At 67.7% G+C, this 18,555-nt stretch carries 25 protein-coding genes; 2 read left to right on the forward strand and 23 right to left on the reverse strand.

Annotated features, from left to right (window positions below; translation table 11 throughout):
* Positions 1-52 precede the first annotated feature (52 nt).
* The 14 genes from ABZ664_RS01155 to ABZ664_RS01220 form a co-directional block, all read right to left on the reverse strand.
* Positions 53-529: a hypothetical protein gene (locus ABZ664_RS01155; RefSeq protein ID WP_362501406.1), complete on the reverse strand. Its 477-nt coding sequence runs from the start codon at positions 527-529 to the stop codon at positions 53-55.
* A gap of 12 nt (positions 530-541) precedes the next feature.
* Positions 542-799 (reverse strand): hypothetical protein, encoded by a 258-nt coding sequence (locus ABZ664_RS01160; RefSeq protein ID WP_362501408.1) that lies wholly within the window; start codon positions 797-799, stop codon positions 542-544.
* Between the two features lie 14 nt (positions 800-813).
* Positions 814-4,161, reverse strand: coding sequence for a phage tail tape measure protein (locus ABZ664_RS01165; RefSeq protein WP_362501410.1), 3,348 nt, complete (start codon positions 4,159-4,161; stop codon positions 814-816).
* A gap of 142 nt (positions 4,162-4,303) precedes the next feature.
* Complete coding sequence (locus tag ABZ664_RS01170) at positions 4,304-4,852, reverse strand: hypothetical protein (protein WP_362501412.1); 549 nt, start codon at positions 4,850-4,852, stop codon at positions 4,304-4,306.
* Between the two features lies 1 nt (position 4,853).
* The gene (locus tag ABZ664_RS01175; protein WP_362501414.1) at positions 4,854-5,312 is read right to left on the reverse strand and encodes a hypothetical protein; all 459 of its coding nucleotides are present in this window, start codon (positions 5,310-5,312) and stop codon (positions 4,854-4,856) included.
* A gap of 5 nt (positions 5,313-5,317) precedes the next feature.
* Positions 5,318-5,725 carry a minor capsid protein gene (locus ABZ664_RS01180; RefSeq protein ID WP_362501416.1) on the reverse strand — a complete coding sequence of 136 codons (408 nt, stop codon included), beginning with the start codon at positions 5,723-5,725 and terminating at the stop codon, positions 5,318-5,320.
* The gene (locus tag ABZ664_RS01185; RefSeq protein WP_362501418.1) at positions 5,722-6,093 is read right to left on the reverse strand and encodes a hypothetical protein; all 372 of its coding nucleotides are present in this window, start codon (positions 6,091-6,093) and stop codon (positions 5,722-5,724) included. Before ABZ664_RS01185 ends, ABZ664_RS01180 begins: the two co-directional genes overlap by 4 nt.
* 10 nt (positions 6,094-6,103) lie before the next feature.
* On the reverse strand, positions 6,104-6,418 hold the full coding sequence (locus tag ABZ664_RS01190; protein WP_362501420.1) for a hypothetical protein: 315 nt from the start codon (positions 6,416-6,418) through the stop codon (positions 6,104-6,106).
* A complete protein-coding gene (locus ABZ664_RS01195; RefSeq protein ID WP_362501422.1) occupies positions 6,415-6,834 on the reverse strand; it encodes a hypothetical protein in 420 nt (139 codons plus the stop codon). Before ABZ664_RS01195 ends, ABZ664_RS01190 begins: the two co-directional genes overlap by 4 nt.
* A gap of 75 nt (positions 6,835-6,909) precedes the next feature.
* Positions 6,910-7,260, reverse strand: a complete 351-nt coding sequence (locus tag ABZ664_RS01200) for a hypothetical protein (protein WP_362501424.1) — start codon at positions 7,258-7,260, stop codon at positions 6,910-6,912.
* 8 nt (positions 7,261-7,268) lie between these two features.
* Entirely contained in the window at positions 7,269-7,856 is a 588-nt protein-coding gene (locus tag ABZ664_RS01205) for a hypothetical protein (protein WP_362501426.1), read from the reverse strand.
* On the reverse strand, positions 7,853-8,197 hold the full coding sequence (locus ABZ664_RS01210) for a hypothetical protein (protein WP_362501428.1): 345 nt from the start codon (positions 8,195-8,197) through the stop codon (positions 7,853-7,855). The genes ABZ664_RS01205 and ABZ664_RS01210 overlap by 4 nt, the downstream gene beginning before the upstream one ends.
* A gap of 12 nt (positions 8,198-8,209) precedes the next feature.
* Positions 8,210-9,223, reverse strand: coding sequence for a major capsid protein (locus ABZ664_RS01215; protein WP_362501429.1), 1,014 nt, complete (start codon positions 9,221-9,223; stop codon positions 8,210-8,212).
* Positions 9,224-9,242: 19 nt separating this feature from the next.
* Positions 9,243-9,839 carry a hypothetical protein gene (locus ABZ664_RS01220; RefSeq protein WP_362501430.1) on the reverse strand — a complete coding sequence of 199 codons (597 nt, stop codon included), beginning with the start codon at positions 9,837-9,839 and terminating at the stop codon, positions 9,243-9,245.
* Between the two features lie 102 nt (positions 9,840-9,941).
* Between ABZ664_RS01220 and ABZ664_RS01225 the strand changes: the two genes are divergently transcribed.
* Positions 9,942-10,574: a DUF732 domain-containing protein gene (locus ABZ664_RS01225; RefSeq protein ID WP_362501432.1), complete on the forward strand. Its 633-nt coding sequence runs from the start codon at positions 9,942-9,944 to the stop codon at positions 10,572-10,574.
* A 5-nt stretch (positions 10,575-10,579) separates the two neighbouring features.
* On the opposite strand, the gene ABZ664_RS01230 is transcribed toward ABZ664_RS01225, so the two are convergent.
* The 8 genes from ABZ664_RS01230 to ABZ664_RS01265 all read right to left on the reverse strand — a co-directional run bounded on the left by ABZ664_RS01230 (position 10,580) and on the right by ABZ664_RS01265 (position 17,356).
* Entirely contained in the window at positions 10,580-10,732 is a 153-nt protein-coding gene (locus tag ABZ664_RS01230) for a hypothetical protein (protein ID WP_362501434.1), read from the reverse strand.
* Entirely contained in the window at positions 10,732-13,026 is a 2,295-nt protein-coding gene (locus tag ABZ664_RS01235; protein ID WP_362501436.1) for a phage minor capsid protein, read from the reverse strand. Before ABZ664_RS01235 ends, ABZ664_RS01230 begins: the two co-directional genes overlap by 1 nt.
* A 47-nt stretch (positions 13,027-13,073) precedes the next feature.
* Positions 13,074-14,627 (reverse strand): hypothetical protein, encoded by a 1,554-nt coding sequence (locus ABZ664_RS01240; RefSeq protein WP_362501438.1) that lies wholly within the window; start codon positions 14,625-14,627, stop codon positions 13,074-13,076.
* A 12-nt stretch (positions 14,628-14,639) separates the two neighbouring features.
* On the reverse strand, positions 14,640-14,870 hold the full coding sequence (locus tag ABZ664_RS01245; protein WP_362501440.1) for a hypothetical protein: 231 nt from the start codon (positions 14,868-14,870) through the stop codon (positions 14,640-14,642).
* Positions 14,858-15,181: a hypothetical protein gene (locus tag ABZ664_RS01250; protein ID WP_362501442.1), complete on the reverse strand. Its 324-nt coding sequence runs from the start codon at positions 15,179-15,181 to the stop codon at positions 14,858-14,860. The genes ABZ664_RS01245 and ABZ664_RS01250 overlap by 13 nt, the downstream gene beginning before the upstream one ends.
* Positions 15,181-15,546, reverse strand: a complete 366-nt coding sequence (locus ABZ664_RS01255; RefSeq protein ID WP_362501444.1) for a hypothetical protein — start codon at positions 15,544-15,546, stop codon at positions 15,181-15,183. Before ABZ664_RS01255 ends, ABZ664_RS01250 begins: the two co-directional genes overlap by 1 nt.
* A gap of 87 nt (positions 15,547-15,633) precedes the next feature.
* Positions 15,634-16,878, reverse strand: a complete 1,245-nt coding sequence (locus ABZ664_RS01260) for a terminase family protein (RefSeq protein ID WP_362501446.1) — start codon at positions 16,876-16,878, stop codon at positions 15,634-15,636.
* Positions 16,859-17,356: a hypothetical protein gene (locus tag ABZ664_RS01265; RefSeq protein ID WP_362501448.1), complete on the reverse strand. Its 498-nt coding sequence runs from the start codon at positions 17,354-17,356 to the stop codon at positions 16,859-16,861. The genes ABZ664_RS01260 and ABZ664_RS01265 overlap by 20 nt, the downstream gene beginning before the upstream one ends.
* Before the next feature lie 34 nt (positions 17,357-17,390).
* Here ABZ664_RS01265 and ABZ664_RS01270 point away from each other — a divergent pair, with 34 nt between their 5' ends.
* The gene (locus ABZ664_RS01270) at positions 17,391-17,732 is read left to right on the forward strand and encodes a winged helix-turn-helix domain-containing protein (protein ID WP_362501450.1); all 342 of its coding nucleotides are present in this window, start codon (positions 17,391-17,393) and stop codon (positions 17,730-17,732) included.
* Positions 17,733-17,823: 91 nt separating this feature from the next.
* On the opposite strand, the gene ABZ664_RS01275 is transcribed toward ABZ664_RS01270, so the two are convergent.
* A complete protein-coding gene (locus ABZ664_RS01275) occupies positions 17,824-18,507 on the reverse strand; it encodes a hypothetical protein (protein WP_362501452.1) in 684 nt (227 codons plus the stop codon).
* Positions 18,508-18,555: the final 48 nt, after the last annotated feature.

An 18,555-nucleotide genomic window follows, 5' to 3' on the forward strand; every position in this document is an offset into this window, starting at 1 on the left:
TTGCATGCGAAAGCCCCCACCGAGGGCGGGGGCGAAGTCGGGTCGGGTCGGGTCAGAAGGTGGGGCCGAGGTGGGAACGCCTGAGCAGCCCCTCGACGGGATCCGGCTCGATCTCGAAGTCCCCGTCGGAGCTGTCGTAGAGGCCGCCGAACGCGAAGAGCGCGACGGCCAGGTCGTCAGACGACCGGTAGACGAGGAGGCCCTCCGCGGACAGGGTCGCCTCGGTCAGCAGGATCGGGTCGACGAGCCACGCCGACTTGCCCGGGGTGCCGGCGAGCTCGCCGAAGCTGATGACATCCAACGGCACGCCGCCGGTGTCGTATCCGGGCGCGGACCCGCTCACCTCGCCGGAGTCCCACGGCGCGACCCCGTAGGTGGGGGTGGCCTGGCTGGGGAGGGGAGTGACGGCGCCAGTCCACAGGGCGCCCATCCACGCCCCCGGGGTGGTGTCCCCATAGTCGAGAGTGAGCTCGCCGTTATAGAGCTGCACCTGGGGCCAGACGAACTGGAAACTGCGCGTGATCGCCACTCGCCAGCGCTCCTATCTTCCGCTCCGGATCCGGATCTTGACGTGCTTGCGCTGATGGCCGCTCGGCGTGGTTTCCTCGGTGACCGTGTGGCCGTTGCCGTCCGTGGTCGCCTTGTACTTGCCGCCCTCCGGGGTGCGGCCCTCGTCGATCTGGTCGCGGGTGCGCCAGGTCGGCTCGTCGACGATGACGTCCGGGCCGCGGCCGCCGAGCGGAGCACCGCCACGCAGGTACGCGCCGAACGTGCCGTCCGTCTCGGGGTTGTGGGGCATGGTTCACCTCTCTGTCAGCTGAGGACTGCGAGCTCGTAACCGAACTCTTGGCCGACCCGGGCCACGTCGACGGGGTCGCGGATGGTGGAGCCGGACATGTCGACGTTGACGGTGACGCCAGCCGGAGGCGCGGCCTGGGCGCCGGCTTTCGGCCCGCCGTAGAGCGGACCATCGAACGCCACGCCCGCAGTGCCCGACGTGGCATTCAGGATCTGCTGCTTGCCGATGGTGGACGTCGCCGCCTTACCCACGGAGCCGATCGCCGCGTCCGACGTCGCGGAAACCGCCTTGCCGACGAGGCCGGTCATCGCCGCCAGGGTGCTGGACTCCATGGACTGGATGCCCTCGATATAGCCCGCCATGGTGAACTGGCCGATCTCCGCCATCACCTGCGACGGAGACTTGATCTTCAGTTCCTTCTTGATCGCCTTCACCAGGGCATCGACGATCTTCTTCATTTCCTTATCGAGATCCTTGAGGCTCGCTTCGAGCCCCTTCAGATATCCCTCGCCCGACTTTTTGCCGACGTCGTACATGGCATCCGCGCTGGCCTTGCCGAGTTTTTTGGACGCCTTGTCCACAGCAGCCTGCGCCTTATTCAAGGCTTTGATTTCCGAACCGTCGGAGCCAACCAGCATTTCCGCGAAAGAAGCGCCCTTCTCCACCCCGGCGTCAATGATGTCCTGAATGATTTTCTTATTCAGGCCACGCTTGGCGAGGGTTTGGATGTTATTCGCGAAATCGTTGATCGCGCGGGCTTTCCCCTGGAGTTCGGACGCCATGTCCCCGGCGCCGGTGATGTCCTCCGGCTTCAACCCGGTAATGTCCGCCCACTCCTGTGCGGTGCCCGCGACACGCTTAGCCATTTCCTTGGCGTCCGCCAGGGCCTGGACAAGCGCCTGACGCTGCAGAGCGAGATCCTCGAGGTTCTTGTTGCCGACCTTGACGAAATCGATCAGCCCGTCAGCCACATCGGGCCGTGACTCGAAAGCCTTCTTGATGTCGGTGACCATCTTCTCGACCGTGGAGGTGACGTTCGCGCCTTCTGCAGTGAGGCCCTGGATCAGGCCCTGCATCGTCCAACGGCCAATCTGATCAAACACCCGCGACGGCGAGTGAGAATCGATGACCCGTTTCGCCGCATCCACCATTTTTTTCGAAATGCCCGAAACGGTGTCAACGACCTCTTGCGCCATGGCATTAATGCCATTAATGAAGCCGAGGATCAAATCTTTTCCGGCCTGCAGAAGCCAGGTTTTCGCACTGGCGAAAACGGTTTCGATACCGGTTTTAAGGTTTTTTACATCGCGTACGACTTCATCAATTTTGTCCGAGACCGCTTTTGACAGTCGATCCCAGGCTGCCTCGGCGTCTTTCTTCAGATTGTTCCAGGTTTCCGACGCGATTTTTTTGACCAGATCGAGGGTGCTGGTGATCTGGTCCTCGATTCCCTGCCAGAGGGAATCCCAGATCTGAGTGAGCCCTTCTTTTATTTCCTCGAAATCACCGGTCAGGATGCCTTTCGCGACTTTTACGGCACCACCAACGACACCCCAGAAGGTGTTCCAAATATTGAGGAAAGTGTCGACCAGCCAGGTGACGGTTTCGATGACGTCGTCACCGTACTCGTCCCACAATTCCTTGATGAGGGCCAAGGCGTCATCGACGGTCGTCTTCGCGGATTCAAAACCCTCTTCGAGTTTTCCCTTCCACTCGTCAATCATCTCGCCGTTCGCGGCCACCCATTCCTGGACGTCGGCGACAATCGAATCCCAGATTTCGCCGAGCTCGTCTCTCCACTCCTGCACCTTCTCGGAGACCCCTGTGAGCTCGAAGCCGCGGGAAAAGTCGTCCGCGAAGGTCTCCACAGCCGGGATGACCGTCCCGCCGAGAAAGTCGACGACGTTCGTCTCCAGCGACCGCTTGAAGGACGTGAGCTTGTTTTCTGCGGTGTCGTGCAGGGTGTCGCCGGCCTTCTGTGCGGCCCCGCCGACGTCGCCCAGCTTCGCGACCGCGGCTGACGGGTCCAGCGCGAACAAGGCCTGACCAAGATCTTCCGCTTTCGTGCCGAACAGCTCGACCGCGACCGCGTTCCGCTTGGCCGGATCCTCGATGTTGCGGAGCTTGTCGAGCACCAGATCGAAGGCTTTCGCCGCGGTCGGCCCGCCCTTGGCGAACTTGCCGACCATCTCGTCAGCGTCCAGCCCCAAGGATTTGAAGCCGCCGCGGACCCGGTCGCCGCCCTGAACGGCCTCGATCGTGAATTCTTTGATCGCGTCGGCGACGACGTCGGCGTCCCGCGCCCCGGCCTGGAGGCCTTGGACGATGAGGCCCATGGCCTGCTGCCCGGACAGGCCCAGGGTTCGGAACTGGGTGGAGTACTCGCTGTAGGTGTCGAGGAGGTCTTCGGCTTCGTTGCCGCCGAGCTGGGCGCCGCGGACGAGGATGTCGAACGCTTCGTCGGCGCTGCTGGCCAGGTCGGTTTTGAGGATCTTCGCGATGGAGCGGGTGACCTTGGAGACGTCCTCATCCAGGATCGTCGCCGTGTCCAGCGCTCTTTTGGACATGCTGCCGAGTGCCTCATCGCTGGCCTCTCGGATGCCGTCGACGTTCTGCACCAGGCCACGGATCGCCTCGGTGACGTCGCCGAGGCCTTCGCCGTACCCGTCGGCGTAAACGGATCCGGCGACCTTGCCGAGCCGCCCCATCTCCGCCTCGGACGCGCCGATCTGCGCGCCGAGCTTCGCGACGAGGGATTCCTTCTCCAGGGCTCCTTGGATGCCCGACACAAGCGCCGCACCGATCGCGGCCCCGGCCGCCAGGGCGAGCCCGATGCCGGCACTCTTCAGCCCGGACATGAGGGTGTCGCCGACGCCGGACATGCGGCCGCGGCCCTCGGACTCGACGCCGTCGCCGAAGGAATCACCCGCGTCCTCGCCCGCGTCGCGCGCTACCCGCTCAGCGTCACGCACCCCGGCGCGCAGGCCGTCGACGAGCTCGTCACCCGCGCGCTTCCCGGACTGCTGGGCGTCGTCGTCGAGCCGGTCGAACGCCTCGTCGATCGTCGCCTCCAGCTCGGCGGCGAACCGGTCGGCCTCGGCCAGCATTTCGTCCAGCCCGGCGTCGAGTTCGCGCTCCAGCCGGTCGAGGTCCCGGATCGCTTCGGTGGGATCGAGGCCGTCGCTGATGGACTTCTCGATCTCCGCGAGGCTCTTGACGACCGAAGACTCCATCGACGCCATCGAGGAGGAGGTCTTCGACTGCAGCTGGGACATGTCCCGGCCCGCACCTGCCAGCCCCGCCGCGAAGCCCTTGTCCTCCAGGTCGATGAAACCGACCAGCTCGCCAATGGTGAGAGACACGAGAGGTCACCTGCCTCTCACCATGTGTCGATCGCGGCCTCAGCCTGCTCGGAGGTCAGTTCGGGGACGTAGTTCGCGACCGCGAGCCGGTACACGGAATCGCGGGACAGGCCGACCAGGAGGACGGTGAACTGCCGGTGGTTCAGGTCCGCGATCTCGCCTGGCGTGAGCCGGTATTCGCGGCGGAAGTCCGCTTCGATCGCCCACCAGAACCGGCGGACTTGCTGCTCGTGGGCGTCGAGTCCGGCTTCGCTTTTCCCTGGTTCTGCTCCCGGACGATGTCGTACGCCTCACGGAAACTGAATGGCTTGCCGCGGCCGTGGGCGATGCCCCACATGAGCACGACGCGGAACTCCAGCTGCGTCATCCCGGCGTTGATCCACTGCTCCAGGACGTCGTCGCCGAACAGGTCCGCCACCAGGGTCTTGACGCTTTCGCCCGTGCTGGAGCCGGAGAGCTGCTCCAGGCGGCGGTCGAAGCGCAGAGGCAGGTCGTGGGGGATGGCGACGGTGACACCGCGAATGACCTCGGTGGCCTGCTCGCCGCGCTCGGTGGCTTCCTCGGCCTGGATTTCCGACCAGAAGGAGTCCCAGGACTGAGTTTCCTCGTCGTCGATGTAGCCGAGGGCTCGCTCTTGGTCGAAGCCAGCGTCGTTCAGGTCGTCGTGGTCGATCGGCTCGGAGATCGTCACGTCAGCTCACCGCCACCAGAGTGGTCTTACCGCACTTACGGATCGTCGCACCCCACGCCGACTTGACGTTGGTGTCGCCGCCCGTCCCGGTGAGACGTACGGTGCAGTTCCACACCTTCCAGTTCGTGTGCGTCGGGTACCGGAACCGGATCTTGCCGACGCTGTCGGAGCCCAACGCGTCCTCGCCGGCCAGCGCTTCGATGCGGGCCCGGCCGACCGGAACCGCGCCGGTCGCGTCGTCCTCCATCTCGTCGCCAACGAGGGTGAGGGACGATCCGCGCTGCATCACCTCCTCCTCGTAGGCGCCCTCGCTGTCGAAGTCGGTCGTCTCAGCGACCGCCTCGTTCTCGCCGGGGTTGCGGGTCGCGTTCTTGAGGTTCTCGATGCGGTGCCACGTGGTGTCGTCATCGTCGAGCACCTCGACGATGAGGTCCCGGGCGTTGACCTTCGCCTGAGCCATACTGTTCAGCTCCTGTTCGTGCTGGTCCGGCGCACTTCGGCGCGGAGGTTGACGGTGAACTCCGGGCGACCGTTCTGGTCGACGCCGATGAAGATGGGGCCTGCCTGGTTGCCGACCATGAGCTGTAGCCACGTGCCGTCAGCCAGGTAGCGGCGGCCGAGACCGTTGAATGCGGTGTAGACGTCTTCGGCTTTGCGCTCGGCGACGCGGACGTCGGTCGCGGGCCCGCGCGCCCGCACCTGGATGCTGGGCTCGTCGTAGTCGTCGCCCAGGGACGATTCGGGGCCGCCGTAGCGGGCGACCACCAGGCAGGTATCCGGAGCGGTCGGCATCTTCGTGAGGAAGATGCTGCCCGGGTAGGTGCCGAGGCCAAGGTCTGCGGCGAGCTGCGCGAACTCTTCCAGGAGCGTCACCGGAGGGACCGCCGGATCTCCGCGGCGATGAGATCGCGCATCGTGCTCTGCTCGGAGTTCATCGGATCTTCGAGGTATTTCGCCTTGCGGCCGTCGTCGTGCTGCCAGGTCAGCTCTTCGTGCTGGCGAACCGCATATGGAGTGTCGAAGGAGACGGCCGCGCGCAACTCCCCTTCGTCCACGCTCGCAGCGCCCGGGCGCTCGTCCGGGTCTCCAGAGCGCTCCAAGGTGCCTTCTTCATGTGGCACCTGCTCACGGGATACCTGTAGGAGGTGCTCGACAGCGACCTGGAGCCCCTTGACTGCGCCCTCACGCTCGGACTTCAGGATCTTGCCGAGGTTCATCTTCAGCTCGGCGCGCTGCGGCATGAGCACCTCCTCACTGGAGTGCGACTTCGAGATGGTCGGGGACCGGAAGGCCGCCGCCGTCCCGCCGGGACGAAGCCAGGACGGTGGTGGTGCGGCCGTTGACGGTGACCCGGGAGTCGACGGGGCACACGGTGTCGAGCGGCGCGTAGAACGTGCTCTCAGAGACGACCTCCGCGCCGGTCGCGGCCCGGACGAGGCGCCGCTTGTCGTCGACGAAGCAGCGGACAGGGACCTGCTCGCCGTACTCCATGCCGAACGGGCCCTCACCTTGCGCGGGCTCGACGAGCACGGTGTGGACGAGCAGCTCGTCGGGGAGCGCGCTCACGGGCACCTCGCCGGATACGTTCGGGGGGCCTGGCCGAGCAGCCCAGCCTCCTCCAGGACCATGCGGGCTTGGGGGGCGAGGCGGTCGGCGGCCGAGCCTCCACCGGCCGCCCCGCCGCTGGTGGCCCCACGACCCAGCCGGACAGAGCCGATCTGCACGTCCTGGTAGACGGGGGCGGCCCCGGTGCCGTCCTCCGTGCCGGAGGTGACCCAGGCGGCGACCTGCTCGATGGTGGCCTCCCTGAAGGCGGTCAGGATCTTCGGGTCGGTGGCGATGTCGTTCTCGTCGACGTCGTACTGGGCGGTGATGGTGGCCCGGTTAACGAGCCGAGACGCCCGGGTGAGCCGGAGCCCGATGTCCGCAGGCGGGGACTCCCCGGTGTAGTCCTCATACTCCTCGGCGGTTGCGTGCGCCATCGCCCCTCCTCACCGTCCGTTGGTACGCGGGCAGGTAGCCGGCTCCCCTCCAGTGCCAGCCGCCTGCCCGCGCGATCAGAGGTCGAGCGCCGCGACCATGATGTTCGTTGGCGTGGTTCCCGAGTAGTTGAAGTGCACGGATCCGTCGGACTGCCGGTACTCCTGGCCCAGCTCCGGGCTGAGCCAGGACTTGCCGGCGCCGATGGTGAACGTCGCGTCGCCGATCGAGAGAGCCTGAGCGCCGACCGTGCCCGGGGTCGGGATCGTGACGGTGAGGGATGCGTCGTCGCCGTTCGCGACGTACAGGCGACGGCCCTTCCGCCACGGGAAGCTGTTGCCGTCGGTGAGTTCGGCGGCGGTGTCGATGTCCTGGAGGAGGACGCCGGTGCCGCCGAGCGGGGCGGGGGTGAGAGCAGCACGCGCCATAGGTCAGCTCAGCTCACGATCGCGAGCGGGCACTTCGCCACGCCCGTCTGAGAGCCGGTCGTGGCCGGGAACACACCGTCCAGGCCCGACCCGAAGGTGAAGCCGAGCGCCTTGCCGCCCGCCGCCGCGGACGCGGTGACGATCGGCGCGCACCCGATCAGGGTGTTCACCGTCGTGGTCGCGGTCGTGGTGGTGGCGACGATGTACCAGCCGTCCTTCGGGATGGTCACCGGCGACGAGAGGGGCAGCTTCTTCGCGGTGTTGGCCGCCCAGGCCGCGGTCAGCTGGTCGGCGGTCTGCGCGAGCAGCTTGCCGTCCGGGTCGTACAGGGCGTGCGCCCGGTGCGTCGGCGTGTTCTCCGCCGTGTTCCCGGCGACGAACGCCAGGTTGGTGACGACGTCGCCCTTGCGGAGCCAGACGCGGGTGCCGATCGCGACCCCGGAAGCGGTGGCGGCCAAGTCGCTCGTGCAGGCCCAGGCGGGGATGTTGCTCCTCACGAACGCGCTCTGGTCGGTGCCGGGGAGGGCGTTGAACGGGGCGTCGAGTGCGGCGGCGTCGGCCAGGACGCCCTCGTAGTAGCGGCCGAGCACAGTCACGATTGATCGCCTTCCTTCTTGGTGTTGTCGCCCTGCTTCTGCTCGGACTCCTTGGCGGGGGTCTGCTGCTTGGCCGGGGTGCGTCGCTTCGGCTTCTCCTCCGGCTCGGGCAGTGGCCGGCCGAGCTCGTCGGTCTCGGTCACGGTGTAGCCGGGCCGCCGCTGCGCGAACAGCACCGCGCTGCGGCCGACCTGGACGCCGTTCTCGTCGGCCAGGCATTCCCCGTCGGTGCGGGTGTCGTCGAACGACACCCGGGCCACGCCGTCGGCGAACGCGACGGCGCCGACCTTGCCGGTGAAGTCCGCGCGCGGGGACCGGATCTCGAAATACCTCATGGTCATCTGCCCGTCTCCCTACTTGACCTTGATGTTCCGGAACACGCCGCAGCTCCTGGCGTGCTTGAGGACGAGGGTCGCCGGACCCATCTCCAGCTCACCGGTCTTCACCGCGCCGCTGGTGGTCCAGTCCGGGTCCCAGGTCTGCATGAGCGGCTTTCCGGCCACGCTGGCCCCGTGCAGGGCGTCGAGCCCGAAACGCACCGCGTACAGGTCGGTCAAGTTCGTGATGTTGCTGCCGCCGCCCGCGCCGTCCGGGTCCCGCGTCTCCACCGGGATCACGTAGTCGTTACCGCCGAAGTCGTTGTTCTTCGTGCCCAGGTCGACCAGGACGGCGTTGCCGTACATCTCGATGGTGCGGCCGAGCTGGTCGGACTGCTTGGTATAGAGGCCGGCCCGCTTGGCGATGGCCTTGATGCGGGTGAGGATCAGCCGGTTACCGAGCAGCGCGGACGGCTGGTCGTCCAGCAGCGACAGGAACTCGTCGAGCTGGTCGCTGACGGTGATGGACTTCTCGGCGGTGTCCACGGTGGCCGCGGACCAGTCGGTGTAGTACGTGCTCGTGTTCGGGAAGAACTCCGTCACGCTGCCGGTGAGGGCGACGTCGAGGCCGTCGAAGCCGAGCACGTTGCTGGCGTGGTCGCCGTTGACGAGCTGGTCGGCGAACGTGGTCCGCGCACCCTTGATCAGCTCCGAGGTCTGGAACGCCATCTCGTTGGTGCGGGCCTGGCCCAGGTGGGCGAGCGCGCGGTCCAGGTTGTACGCGCCGCCGAAGGGGTAGAGCGAGCTGGTGATCTGCTCGCGCTTCGCCTCGGACGGGGTGTACTCGGTGTTGTACGCGCGGAACTGGCCACCGCGGGTCTGGGTGAGGCGGCTGTAGGTGTAGGTGAGCGTGCCACCACCCGTGGGGTTCGCGGTGTCGTCGAACGGGATCTGGTCAAGGAGCCACGACGTGCGCCGGGTCTCGTCGATCACCGCGTAATCGACGTCCGACGCGGCGTTACGCATGGCGTCCGCGAGGGTGATGGTCATTGCTCACTCTCCGTACTGGTTAGGTTTGTTTGCGGGCGAATGCCTCGTGGATGCTGGCCGGGCGGCCCTGCGGGGTGCCGCCGGAGCCGGTGAAGTCGCCGCCGGACTGTCCAGGCGGAGCCTTCGCGGCGGCGATCTTGGCGAGTCGGGTGACGGCCTTCTTGATGGCGTCCTCGTCGACCTCGCCCTTGTCGTCCACGAACTTCGCCGTGTCGATGAGCTCCAGGGCGTCGCCGAGGTCGAGTCCCTTCGCGGCGATCGCGGCTTTGAACTCGGCCCTGGCCAGGCGTTTAGCGGCCGCGATGGTCGCGGTGCTCTCGCCTTCCTTGCGGGCCTTCTCGATGGCCTTTTCCTGCTCGGACATGCTGGCGGCCTTGTATTTCTCCAGCTGCTCGGCAGCGGTGGAGTTGTCCTTGGCGCGCTTCTCCCACTTGCGGGCCTCGGCCTTCCAATCCGTTTCCGTCTCCTGTGCAGGAGGTGCGGCCGGGTCGGTCGGGGTGCCTTCAGCGGTGGGGGTGATCTCCGGGGCGTTCTCGGATCCGCCGGCCTGGATGCGGATGGGGCCGCGTCGGGTCCAGCCGATGATGGCGCCGGGGGTGATCGAGATGTGCTGCATGGTGTCTCCCGTGCGGGATTGGGGTGGCCTGTGCAGGCCTTTTCGGGCGTCCATCCCGGCGATGCGGGAGGAAGTGTCGTGGTTGCGTCGTATGGTGCGCGGATGCACCCTCCACAGCAGCCCCAGCAGGGGCCGTACGGTCAGCCGACCCGGCAGTACACGCAGCCAGTCGGCCCGCCGCCGGGATGGAGGCCGCCGCCTCCGGGCCCGCCGCCGCAGAACTGGCAGGGACCGCCGCCTCCTGGGTGGCGGCCGCCGATGGGCCCGCCCCCGCCTCAGCCTCCGCGAAACGGCCGGCGGATCCTCGCCGTGCTCGGCGGGATCCTCGGAGCGTTCGCCATGATGGTCGCCTTGTCCATGCTGATGCGCGGAGTATCAGGGACGACGACGGCCACGCCGTCAGCGAGCTCCGCGGTACGGTCCGCCGAGCCCAGCCGGGAAGCCGAGCCAGAGGAGAAGCCGAGCGCGAAGCCGACCTCAACAGGGTTGACGCGTGCGGACCGGGAGGCGCTGTTCGTGGCCACCGTGAAGCAGCAGGACGCGCTGAGGAACGCCGACAGCGCGAAGCTGGTGAAGCTGGGCCGGTCGATGTGCAAGGCGCTGGACGACGGCCACAGCCTCACCACCGTCGCAACGTCTGGGGTGGAGGCGTTCGGGCTGGAGACGTCCGCGTACGTGGCGGGCGCGGCCATCGTGGGCCTGTGCCCCCGGCATCGGACGAAGATCCCCAACTAGATAGATCAGCTCTCTTGGCTGTTGAGCCAAGCGTCCCAAGCCGCGTACTCGGGATCGTCCGGACCGATGGTCACCATGCCGTCGCCGACGATCCCTCCAGGCCCTTCGGCGCGGCGGGGGATGGTGATGGTGCCATCGGCGTTGCGGGTAGCATCCATCAGCTGTCCTCCTTGGCGAGCAGGTTATCGAAGTACGCAGACAACCGACCGCCCACTTCGACCCTTTTCCGGCTTGGAAGGCCCATAGCCAGGCCGATCTCCATGTCTCGCATCGCGGGAGATTTGTCTCGATGCATGGTCCACGCAGCGAAGGCCTCAGCCCACATCTCCTGTCGGCCCGCTTCACCGGCCTGCGCGTAGTACGGGCTGACACCATGAGAGACCGCGTCAGCGTGCAGGGAGCGCCACTCCGGACTGGAAGCAGCACGGCCTAGTGCGTGATCTAGCGCGTGGCCCGTCTCGTGCAAACAGACCGAGGTCGACCCGTGTCCGTGGCCGCTCCCGACCATGACGCGCCGCGACTTCGGATCGTACGCGCCTGTGACTGCGTCCCAGGTTTTCCCCGGAGCCCAGCCGCGCGGTTGCACTCCACGTAGTTCCGGCATGAAGTCGGGGATGGCGCCGTCGCCGAGGTCTATGCCGCGCACATGCTGGGCGAGCGTGTCGTGGAAAGCGTCGGGGATCTTGGTGAAATCCTCAGCGTGCTTCGGTCCGGCCTGGGAGCCTTTCTGGATTCTCAGCCGGTTGCCGTACAGGTCTTCCAGCGTTTTCACCTTTGCTGCCGTGGCAGCTGCTGCGGCAGCCTTTTCGGATGCCTTCGAGGCCTCGGCGCCGTGCACGGCACGGACGTCCACCGAGGACACATCCCGCTCCTGGCCGTTCACGTTCACCCGGATCGCGCCGTACTTGCCCTTGCCGACGACCTTGCCGGGCTTACCTGAGACGGTGACCTCGTCACCTTCGCGGAGCACGGCGTTGCGGGCGTCTACACCGACTTTCTTGCCGGGCTTCGCTGCGGCCGAGAGCTTCTTCTTGGCGGCCTTCTCAGCCGTGGCAGCTTCTGCTTTCTTCTTGGCCTCTTGAGCGAGCCGTTCGGCTTCGGCCTGCTCGGCAGCTTCCCGCGCGGCCGCCTCCTGGGCGAGCCGCTCGGCCTCGGCCCGCTCGGCGGCCTCCCGGGCGGCTTTCTCGGCTGCCGCCTTGTCGGCCTTGGCCTTCGCCGCGGCGGCCTTCTTCGCCGGATCCACAGCGGGTTTCTTCGCCTTGGGGGCGTCGTCCGAGGGTGCGGGCGGGGTGAGGTCGCCGACGGGTCCGCCCTTCGGACCTCCGCTGCCCGGGTGGTTGCCGGCGCCGATCTGCTCCCTATATGGCAGCCTCTTCAGCTTGGGGTGCTTGGCGAGGTGGTCGCGGAGTGCGGCCTGAGCGGCTCGGACGTCCGCGTTCGCGGCCTTCTTCGCCTCGGGGGTGAGCGCGCCGAGCTCCTGCTCCTTCGCGGCGCGGATCTTCCGCTCCAGGGCGCGCTGCTTCTGCCTCGCGACGTCGCCCTCGGGGTCGGCGGTGGCTTCCTTGAGCTTCGTGATCCCGGGCAGGTAGGCGCTCGCGCTGTGGCGGCAGTTCGGGTGGAATAGGCCCTTCGCCCTGGCGCCGTCCAACGTGTCGAGGACGTCGACGGTGACGAGCTCCCCGTCGCGGGTGCTGTGCTCGACCCGGATCTTGCCGATGGGGCCGGAGTCGCGGCGCAGCACCTTGCTCTCGTACGGCCTGCAGACCTTGCACTCCTGCGAGTTGTCGGAGATGTAGACCAGGTCGAGGCCGATCGAGGCGAGGCGGTCCATCTGGCCCTGCACCGCGGCGCGCGCCACGTTGGTTCGGCCGATCATCTCCGCGTAGGAGGAGAGCCTCCACCGGCGTCCGGCCGTGTCCGTGAAGCTCGTGATGCCCTGGTCCATGAGCCGCTGCCACGCCGCCTGAGACGCCTGCCGCCGGGTCGCCGTACCGGTCGCGATGCGCGCGGCCGTGGCTGCCTGAACGGCCCGGTACGCGTCTTCGGGGGCTCGGAGGATGTTGCCTTCCACGCGGCCCAGGTCGCGGTGCAGCGCCTGGGCGAGGTTCTCCATGAGCGCGGCGTTCGGCACCTGCTCCATCGCCGTCTTCGCCTGGAGCTTCGTGAGGGCGTCGGTCGGGATCGAGGTGAGCGCCGAGGCGGTGCCGGATCGGTACGCCATGCGGATGGCCTCCCGCACCGCCGCGGACTTGGTCTTCGCGAGGCGCTGCTGCACAGCGACCGCGGCCGCGCGCAGGCGTCGGATTGCGTCGAGCTTCACCTCGGCCGTCGGCGCGGGCAGGTCCTTCTTGAGCTCGTCAGCAATGACCTTGACCAGCGAGGATTCGACTTCGCGGTAGAGGTCGGCGACGGTGCCGGCGATCTGGTCGAGGAGGTCCTGGTCCACAGCCACGGCGGGGACCTCCTCGCCGAACTATCAACTCAGAGTTGATAGTTGCCCTACTCCTCGGGTGGCCCGTCGTCCTGCTCGGCGTCCGGATCCTCGTCACCAGACCCGGTCATCTCGCCGGGCAGCGCGAACGGGTCCATCACCTGCTTCGGCCGGGCTTCCGCGATCCGATCCACCTCTTCCAGGACTGCGGGCTCATCCCAGTCCGGATGCAGCATCCGAACCGCGACCTCATCCGACACAGCCTCCGCGCGCCGCATGAGCTCCACGGTGGTGGCCAGCGCCTGAATGTCCGCCGAGACGCTGTCGCCGAAGACAACAGTAGGCCGCTCCGGCACGACCCCGGAGGAGAACAGCGTGGCCTCCAGGAGGAGAAGCATCTCGACCGCGTCCGCGAGCTCCGGCCCCGTGTAGACCGCTTTCCGGCCGCGGGTGATCAGACTCCGGCGTTCCTTCGCGGCCACCTCGGTTGCGGTCATGGCGACGTCGCCGCCCAGGCCGAACGACTGCGCGGAGTAGCCGGTGCTGCGGAGGATCGCGGCGAGCAGCTCGGCCGCGGTGTCGCGATGGTCGGCCGTCCTGATGTCGAACTGGTTGGCCGAGATTTCCATGCGGTCATCGCCGCCGAGCACCGACATGGGCTCGTACAGCTCACGCTCGTAGTCGAAGGAGGCGCCGCGGCCAGGACCGTTGCCCTGCAGATAGGAGGACGGCACGATCAAGCGCGCTTTGGCCAACCTGACGTCACGCATCCACGACGTGTAGACCTCGTCGAGGGCGTCCATGAGGCCGAGCACCCCGGCCAGGTCGCTCCGGCCGAGATTGGCGCCGGCCGGGACGTTCCTCCACTCCCGGTTCGGCTTCATGTTGGGCACGTAGACCGCGGTCAGCTTGTCGATGCGCGTCTCGACGACCGGTTTCAGCCCGGAGGTTTCCGGGTGCGCGGTGAGCGCCATGGGTTGGCCGAGGGTGCCGGACTCGCCCTTGTACAGGCCGTGCAGGATGCGGCCGGGCTCATGGCGTTCCAGGTGGCGCAGGAACGTGTGGTTGTCGTCCTGTTCGACGATGCGCCAGAAGGTGACCGCGCTGAGCTTGCCCCACCGGAACTCCGGGACGGCTGCGTCCGCGTGGACAACCGCGAGCCACGGTTTCTTGGTGGCGGCCTGGTCCCAGACGGCGCGCAGGTAGTAGCCGCCCAGGGCCGCCCCGACTTCGGCCCCTTCGAGGAGGGTGGCCTGGAGGCCGGTCTCGACGAGCTCCTCGATCCGCTCTTGGGTGCCCGTGTTCTCCACGGTGATGGAGGGTGGTTCGCTGAACAGGAGGTCGCTGGACATGGCGCAGATGTCAGAGGCGACGCCCACGTGGAGTTTCGTGTTCTTCTCGCCCTGCGGGGTGGGGGCGCCCCAGAACATGCGGGCGAGGGTGCCGACCACGCCGCCCCGGTAGGTGCTGGGCCGGTTGGCGGGGCGGGTGCCGGTGTGTCCTTCGTAGATGCGGGCGAGGTCGTCGGGGTTGCCGACGTACCACGCGTTGTGGACGGCGTACTCCTGGTAGATGGGGGTGAGGTGGTGGGGCGGCCAGGTGCCGCCGCTCGGCAGCGGCATGAGGTCGTCCTCTCAGGGGGCGGGTGGGGTCCAGCCGAGTGCGATCAGGGCATCGGTCACCCGCTCGGCGGTGGTGGGGATGTGCTCGCCGTCTGCGGTTTCGGTCTCGCGCACCCTTAGGTCGAGGGTGAGACGGCCAATGCCAGTGCTCCGGTCGATGTTGCTCCTGGCCGCTTCGATGCGCAGAACCTCAAAGCCATCGATCTCGATGTGACCCGGGAAGCCGGACATCAGCGGTTCCACACCTTGTCGTTGGCGTCGTGCAGGCGTTGCCACAACTCCCGCTTCCCCGCTTCGTTGGCCTCGGCCCAGTCCTCGCGCATCCGGTCGACGGCGTGGACAAGGGTGCGTACCTCGGCGGGCAGCCCGGCGATCTCAGCAGGCTCACCCGGCGCGGGGTCGATGGTCTTGGGGGCGTGGGCGAGCGCGGTGTGAAGCCGCGTCCAGGCGTCAGCTACCTGCACAAAGCCGGACACCGTCTCGGGTTTGTCGGCCCATGCGGTGGCCTGCTTGAGGACGTGGGCGGCCTGCTCGGCAGCCTGCTCCGGAGTCATCACACACGCTCCGGCCAGTGCCAGGTGCCGCCCCGAGGCGACGCCTCCATCCACCCGCACGCGCAATAGCGGTGCGGACTGCCATGCGACTCGGAGTTGGGGCAGTCGGGGGAGCCGGGAGTCTCCGCGCCGTCGTGGTGCTCGCAGCCCTCGTGGAAGAACAGGCCGGTGGGGTTGATTACCGCGAGGTCCGCGATCCACGTGTCGGTGTTCTCGCCGTCGGCGGGGTTGACGAGCTGGCCCTGCACGGCGGTGACGATCGCGGCGCGGCACTGCGAGGTGAACGCCTGCGTACCGTCAGGCCGGGGCGGGGTGCCGTGGCTGACGTAGTGGACGATGCGACCAACGCTCGGAATCTGACTCACGGATCTCTCCTGAGGGGGTAGGTAGATCATCTTTTGCAACTACCGGGAATGACTATTCCCACAAGTTACCGACTAGTAGAGCAGTGCTCAGGCCGCCAGAAGGACAGGCTCAGCGAGCCGGTACCTCCACATCGAACGCGTCGTGTGGATCGCATACCGGCCACCGTCCAACGAGTGGTCGGCCGTCTTGATCGGGGCGTCGATCCCTTCCTTCTCCGCCTTCTCGTCATCCCACGAGTAGCCGGGAACCTCCTCGATCCACCCCGCACACGAGCGGTGGACCCTGAGGCGGTCGGTGGCCAGCAGCGAGGCGACGGTGCGGATCCCCGGGAGGACCTCATTGTCGCCGAGCGTCGATGTCACGCCGTCCTGGTGGAGCTGCACGCGGAACGACGCGGCCGAGGGGTCGACGACGACGTACTGGGGGCGCGCGTGGCCGCCGCCGTCTAGCCAGGTCCGCAGCCGCGCGGAGTACTCGACGTCCGTGAGCGAGCGCCTGTTCAGCTTGGAGTCGTACCGGTACTCGCGGGTCAGGTACAGGCGGCCATCGGCGCCCAGTCCGAGCATCAGGGCAGCGAACGGGTTCGTGGTCCCGTAGTCGACACCGGCGGCGATCCACTGCTCGATGGGAGGCAGGGCGTCGACGACGTGCCGGGCTTCGTCCCACGCGTCGAAGACGGCGCCCTCGGCGAGGCACCATTCGCCCTTGATGAAGCGGCGGTACCAGAGGCCGACGTACTCCTGCTTCAAGGAGGCGACGTAGGCCGGGTCGAGGGCGGGGTTGTCGTCGAGGGTGAAATGCCAGTGGCGCAGGTCGAGCTCGCCCGCGCGCAGGATGAACTTCTTCCGCACCCAGTGCGAGGGGCCGTCGGGGTTCGTGGTGCCGAACAGCTTGGCCCCGGGCACGGACAGGCGGGCGAGCAGCTGCGCGAAGAACGCCTCGGGGAGCAGGGTGAGCTCGTCGACGTAGGCGCCGGCCGCGGTGAGGCCTCGGAGGCGTCCTTCGGCGCGGGCGTCGTTGGCGGTGATGACCTCGATCTGGCGGCCGAGGATCGTGGCCGTGGAGGCGCCGCGGGTGTAGTGGACGTGCTGGGCGACGTCGCCGAACAGGGCGGGGTCTTGGAGGGGGCCGAGGATGTTGCGGCCCACGGTGTCGAGGGTCTTGCCGGACACGACGAGGGCGCCGCCGCGCGGGGCCTGGGCGACGTACATGAGCCAGCGCAGCAGGGACGAGATGGTCTTGCCGGATCGGACGGCGCCGGACCAGATGTTGATGCGCGCCGTGCTGTGAGCGATCGAGCGTTCCTGGAGGTCACTCAGCCGGGGTGGCACCGTGGCGCTCCTGCATGTCGGCGAACATCGCGCCGAGGAGACTCGCGGCCTGCTCGGCTCCGGTTCCGGAATCGTGCTTCTCGATGACGAGGTGCTTGTCGATCGCCACGGCCGCGGCCGTCATCAGGTTCCGTAGATCCGACACCGGCGGCCGGGGGAGGCGCTTCTCGTTGTAGGTGTTGTCCTTGCCGCCGAAGTTGAACGCGACGTGCTCGGCGTCCATCTGGTCGAGGAACTCGTTGGCCTTCACCAGCAGACGGCGCGACGTCGACGCGCGCAACGCGGCGTTGTCGGCCTTCTTCGCCTCAGTCGCGTTCTTCGTGACTGACCGGTCGAAGGCGATCCCAGCTTCTTGGGCGATCTTCGTGACGGTGCCTGCTCCGACGCCGTGCGCGCGGGCGATCTCGTTGCGCTTCCCGCCGGCCTTGATGGCGTCGAGGATCGCGGCGCGCTTCTCATCGGACAAGGGTGCAGGCACACGCGCTCACCCCCTGGCCGATACCGTGACGCGAATGATGGTGGAGAAATCCGGCCGACCGGCCTACCTGCAGATCGTCGACGAGTTGCGCGGACAGATCCGTGCCGGTGAGCTGCCGCCTGGTGCCGCGTTGCCGTCGATCGCCCAGCTGTGCGAGCGCTTCGGAGTCTCGGCGAGCGTGGTGAAGGCCGCGATCAGCGTGCTGCGCACCGAGGGCGTGGTGATCGGCCAGCAGGGCAAGGGTGTGTTCGTCCATCAGGTGCCCGCGGATGGGCCAACCGGGGTTGCGGAGGAGCTGGCAGCGCTTCGCCAGGAGCTCGCCGAGGTTCGGAGGCGGCTCGCGGCTCTGGAGGCTGCGGTACGCCCGGAGAAATGACGAAGGCCCCGCAGGTGTTCGCGGGGCCGTATGCGCGCATGCTTCGCGCGCCTCGATCATGGGGCCTGTGGATAACCCGTGTCAAGCCAGGTCATGACGCCTTCTTCGCGCGCTTGATATCGGCGGCCTGGACCAGCTTCGCGAGCCGAGGCCAGTCTGGCAGGGGCCACACGGGCTGTCCGCCCCACCAGGTGCCGACCTCCTTCGCGGGCGGCTCACACACCCCGTGGCACACGATCGCGACCTGGCCGCCTGGGAGCTCCTGTACACGCCATACGCCGGTCTCGGCGCACCAGGGGCAGGTGACCGCGAGGGTCTGCCCGTCGTAGACCATGCAGAGGCTCTGAGCGATCTTGGCGACCATTCGGCGGGTGATCGGTTCGGCCCAGCGGGCGAGCCAGTCGTCTGCCAAGGTCATGTGCGCTGCGGCGTAGGCGAGGTACGGCCAGGCGTCCAGCGTGCTGAGGTCCGGCGGCGGCAGGACGGGGATCCCGACATGTTCGGCGACGCGGGCGGCGAGGTCGTCGGCGTCGACGAGGATGTCGAGCGCGGCCTGGAGCACGGTGACGTCGACGGGGGCCGGCGCCTCGGCGAGCGCGTTGTGGCTGCGGAGCGCCCAGTCGATGCGCGCGTCCCAGTCCCGCTTCAGCTTGGCCTCGGGCGAGAGCTGAGGTTGCCGCCATGGGCGTTTGGTCGCCATGGGGAGACGGGCCTCGACGAGGTCGGGCCAGTACGCCATGCACCATTCGAGGTCTGCCACCACTTCGTTTTTCAATGCGGTCTCCTCAGAATGGTGGCTGGTCGGGGATTGGGGCGCCGGACG

The organism is Streptosporangium sp. NPDC006930 (genome assembly GCF_040635605.1).
Classification (GTDB): domain Bacteria; phylum Actinomycetota; class Actinomycetes; order Streptosporangiales; family Streptosporangiaceae; genus Streptosporangium.